The sequence below is a fragment of the Paenibacillus sp. FSL R5-0527 genome (genome assembly GCF_038008055.1).
Lineage (GTDB): Bacteria > Bacillota > Bacilli > Paenibacillales > Paenibacillaceae > Fontibacillus > Fontibacillus macerans.
Genome location: NZ_JBBOYI010000006.1, coordinates 1 through 4,356, shown reverse-complemented (window position 1 = coordinate 4,356; position 4,356 = coordinate 1). Strand labels below are relative to the sequence as shown.

Genomic DNA, 4,356 nt, shown 5'->3' with positions numbered 1-4,356 from the left:
GGCGGCTGCGGCACCAGATACACTCAAATGATCAAAAACGTCGAGGCTTACACCCGGGATTTTGTTCAATTGCTCAATTACCCAGTTGACATTATCGATTACGCCATTGGCGAGTCCCTCTATGATCTTTAGCGATTCTACCTTTGCCCAATCAAACGCATCAGCAATGCCGTTCCCAACCCACTGAAAGAAGATCGGTATTTGATCAAAGAAGTTCCAGATACTATTCCATCCTCGGATTATGGCTGCTACAACTTTGTCGTTCGTGTTCCACAAGTTAATGGTCCATTTCACCAGGTATATGATTACACCAATAACCGCCGCTATGCCCAAGGCAATAAGGCCAATCGGGTTTGCCGCAAGTGCAATATTTAGGGCCCATTGCGCCACTGTCCATGCAGCGATGGCCCCAACAACGCCCCAAATGATCGGCTCGACCCACGACCAGTTAGTAGACATAAAATTATAAACTTTTGCTGCGGCATCAAGAAATTTAATCGCTCCCTCTGCTGCTCCGGCAAAAGCTGTAGCCATATTTGAAATACTGTTCTGCATATCGGGATTATTGAGCATAGCGCTTATGCGTTCTATGGCTGGTCCAAATGCCTGCAACGCCTTGTTTCTAAGCTGGTTCATCATGTCCCCAAACGTCAGCGGCATTGTGGCAAACTTAGCGTTTATATCATCCGCAGCATTAAACATGGCACCCTTTATGATATCTGCCGTTATTGTACCGTCAGCGGACATCTCCTTTAGTTCACCTTTACTCTTGCCTGTGAAATCGGCAATCGCCGCAGCTAGCATTGGGGCGTTTTCCATGATGCTTCGGAACTCATCGCCCTGCAATTTACCTGCGGCCATGGCTTGCGATAATTGGTACATACCAGCCTGCTGTTCCATCGTCGACGATCCACCGACACGGAATGATTTTTGCATAAGTTCCGAAAAGGCAATCAACTCATCATTACTTTTAAATGCGTCCGAGGCAAGTATACCCATCCGACCAATTACACCGACCAAATCAGTATACGAACCACGGGAGCGCTCTGCGGCAGCAAAGATTTTTTCTTGCAGTTCCGCCGTTGTCTGTAGCCCGTCATTGATCATGTTCAGCCGAGCTTGTGAATTAATATACTCGTCGCTTATACTTGCTATTTTTTGCGCTCCCTGGATCGAGAGATAGGTTGCGACTAGCCCCCGCATATTGGATAGCCAGCCCGAAGATGATTGACCAGATTGGCGATTTGCTGAATTGATTCGGTTTTGTAACTGCAAAATCTTTTCCTGCAATTCGGCAATCTTTTCTTGCGCGGCCCTTTGATCCCCCGCAACGCCTTGTAGCCGCCGTGTAGCTGCGATAAATTTCATAACAAGTCGCTGGAGATTCGCAAACATCACATTCAGTGAAGCGGGCAATTCTACCTTAATACGCGCCTGGATGCCATCAAGTTGCCTTTGTAGTAGTCTTTTTAGCATTTGTGCGCGTTGAACGGCCTGCCGGGCATTAAAGGTGACGTCAATTTTGGCGGACCGCACAATTCGCTCAATGCCTCTAAGTTGTTGTTCAGCATTACTTGCATTTAGTCGTAAGGTTGCCGGTGTTTCTACTGTTCGCCGAAGTCGTTCCATCGTCATTACTGCCTTGTCCGCCTGGGTAATAATCCTAGCTAGAGGCGAGGAAAATTGGTCGGCCATTCTTAAAGCCGTTGATATTGTTGGCACGCTTTCACCTTCTTCTAGCGCAAAATAAAAACACCCTTTAACGGGTGTTTAGAAATACCTTGAATCGTAAGTTATTTTTACAGTTCCGATTGAATTTGGTTTTGAGTCTTCCACCAACCAAAATTCATCAATTTTCATCGAGGCGTTAGCGTATTTCATTGCTGCCCCTGTATCCTCGGTTTTCGTAATGTTTGGCCCTGGAGTGATGCCGAAAAGAGAAAGTACTTGTTCGTCGTCTGTATAAGTTTGTCCTGTCCCATAAAACGTAAAGCGGACCACCTTTCCACCGATGAAAAGAAATTCCTGATTCCCATTTTCGTATGTCCAAGTAATTGCATCGTATGTTTGGCCGTTTAAACTATCATATTTCCATTCTTCTTTCGCTTCCGGGTCGCCCAAGATTTCAGCCAATTCATCCGGTGATATTTTGCTGAATTTATTCGCATCAATTATCATTGTTGCTTTTTCTTGTTCATCGCCGGAAACTGTTGACATGGGTTTGTCACCAGTCCCGTTAATTACGAGAGAAACAACCAAAAACAAAACAGATGCCACCAAAAGATACAACGTACTCTTTCCTTTTGTTTTGGAGGGCTTCTTAGAAACCTTAGCTGTCAGCCATACTAAAAACAATACTATGGTTGCTATTGATGCGAGCGACCACAAAATCATAAAGAAATAAAACAAATAGTCCTCCCCCTTATAGTAGGATATACCCATGATATTACCATAATTTTACGGAGAAAGACTATTTACGTTTCATTTTCGCAGTTTCTTTTTTCTCTTTCTCTATTCTCTCGTCAATACAGGCCATAACAAAAGCCCTCTCTCTACGAGGGAGGGCCATAAATTCGCTGGGCCATTTCCGGAATTTGTGGAGGGCATAATACGCATAATTAGCGTCTGGATCGCCCTCCTCAATTAGTTTTTTGCTTCTTCGACGAGTTCGCTCATTTCAACGTCAAATCCAGACAGTTCAGAGATTTTTTGCACCAGAGTTGCCAATTCCCCAGCGAGTAGCACCTTTTGGACGTACTCCTCTGGCGTGGTCACGCCGAGTTTTTTAATAGACTCTGCGTTTTTAAAATCGGGGTAAACAGTATTGTTGATCGCAACGTTCAGGTTGAATTTTCGGTTATCGAAATCAACCTGTTTTTTGCGGAGTTGAGTCGATTTCTTGCGAATGTCTTCAAATTCCTCTTCCGTCATGGCCTTGATGGTAAATTTCAGCGGGTTGCCTTTTTCGTCTTTAAAGCGCGGCGAAACGACAACTTCCTCCGTCAAATTGTCAACCGGGTTTGCGTTCAGAAATTCTTGTAAATCCATATATAATTCCTCCTAATTTTTAGTTTGTAGGTTGTACTGCTGTAAATTGATCAAGGACATCGTAATCCTCAAACGTAAACGGCAGTTCCTCTTCAAGCATATCGTCGCTTGTTGCATCAAACTGCGCAGCAGATGTGCTGTCGAGGTTGCAATTTTTAAGGACTACGGTTTGCTTACCGCTTCCGCTCCCAGGCTGTTCGTTGACCACTTGGAGATCAAACCAAAAATCCGCCCCAGTCTTTACGTAATCTCTCATGAGTTGACGGAATACGGACGTTACATAGTAGATTGTCAGCGTGCCCGAGCCAGACCAACCAGCAGACCGTTGTGGCGTATTGGTTCTACCCAAAACAGGGACGTCTACCTTGTTTTTCTCGATTGTAGATTCCAACGTTTTAGCATAGAACAATTCCTCTACTCGGCCATTAATTGTAACAAAGGCTTTCGCCATCTTACCGCTGACGGCGTCCTTGACGTTAAAAAATCCTGCCATGTATTAACCCTCCTTAACGCACTGTAATTGTCATGTAAATTTTTTCCATGCTGTCCGTAGGTTGAATGCCCAAGTTGATGATTACAGATTCAATGTCATTCCCCGGCAATACTTCGATATCATTTTGCGAGTCGAAGTTTTGAATAGCCCCCAGGCCTTGCAAGGTATCCAAATAGGAAATCGTTGCGGCCTTAAGCAAGTTTCGACCATCGGCATCGTTATTGACCTTGCCGATAAAGTTTTCATCAAAGTTTGTTTTGAGGTCATTTGCGATAGAATCCAGCGTGCGGATTACTCGGTTTTTCCTGTACGCTCTGCTGCGATCCGTTGTAAATGTGGTCAGCGTGTTGATATCCTGTTCAATCCGCACTTGACCATTGGTTGCAGTAAGGACTAGTTCCCCGTTTTGCAGCGCGTCGATGATTTGGCTTTGTGTATATTTCGGGGTAACATCTACCGCATTTGGGATCGTCGCATATGTCAATGATTGATTAATGTTTGCTGCTGCCTCCATGGCGGCGATTTCCCAGAGTAAAAAGATTGGATCAACCGTTACCCCGTCAGACGTTACAACGCTGTTTTTAAGGCTTATGACGCCCTCATAATCGGCTTGTGGGTGGTTGTAAAGGACGGTTTGAAACTTCCTCCCCTCGTCCTCTCTCAAGCGCTTTGTGAAGGCTACAGCAAGTTGCTTGACGCTTAAATCGTCTACCGGGATACCCAAGACGTTGAAGTCTTCGGATTCAAACGATGTAAAGGCATCAGACCACTCACCCATACCTCCGGTTCCCGCTGTGCCGCTTGCGAGTGGCGTT

The 4,356-nt window shown here is 45.2% G+C and carries 5 protein-coding genes; all 5 read right to left on the bottom strand.

Going from position 1 to position 4,356, the window contains the following annotated elements:
- On the bottom strand, nt 1-1,635 hold a 1,635-nt coding region (locus NYE69_RS33345; protein WP_340930706.1), incomplete at its 3' end, for a tape measure protein.
- Between the two features lie 135 nt (nt 1,636-1,770).
- Nucleotides 1,771-2,409 carry a hypothetical protein gene (locus NYE69_RS33340; RefSeq protein ID WP_340930704.1) on the bottom strand — a complete coding sequence of 213 codons (639 nt, stop codon included), beginning with the start codon at nt 2,407-2,409 and terminating at the stop codon, nt 1,771-1,773.
- 234 nt (nt 2,410-2,643) lie between these two features.
- On the bottom strand, nt 2,644-3,048 hold the full coding sequence (locus NYE69_RS33335) for a phage tail assembly chaperone (RefSeq protein ID WP_340930703.1): 405 nt from the start codon (nt 3,046-3,048) through the stop codon (nt 2,644-2,646).
- Between the two features lie 19 nt (nt 3,049-3,067).
- Nucleotides 3,068-3,541, bottom strand: coding sequence for a phage tail tube protein (locus tag NYE69_RS33330; protein ID WP_340930702.1), 474 nt, complete (start codon nt 3,539-3,541; stop codon nt 3,068-3,070).
- A 13-nt stretch (nt 3,542-3,554) separates the two neighbouring features.
- The coding region (locus NYE69_RS33325; protein ID WP_340930700.1) for a phage tail sheath subtilisin-like domain-containing protein at nt 3,555-4,356 on the bottom strand (802 nt) is incomplete at its 5' end.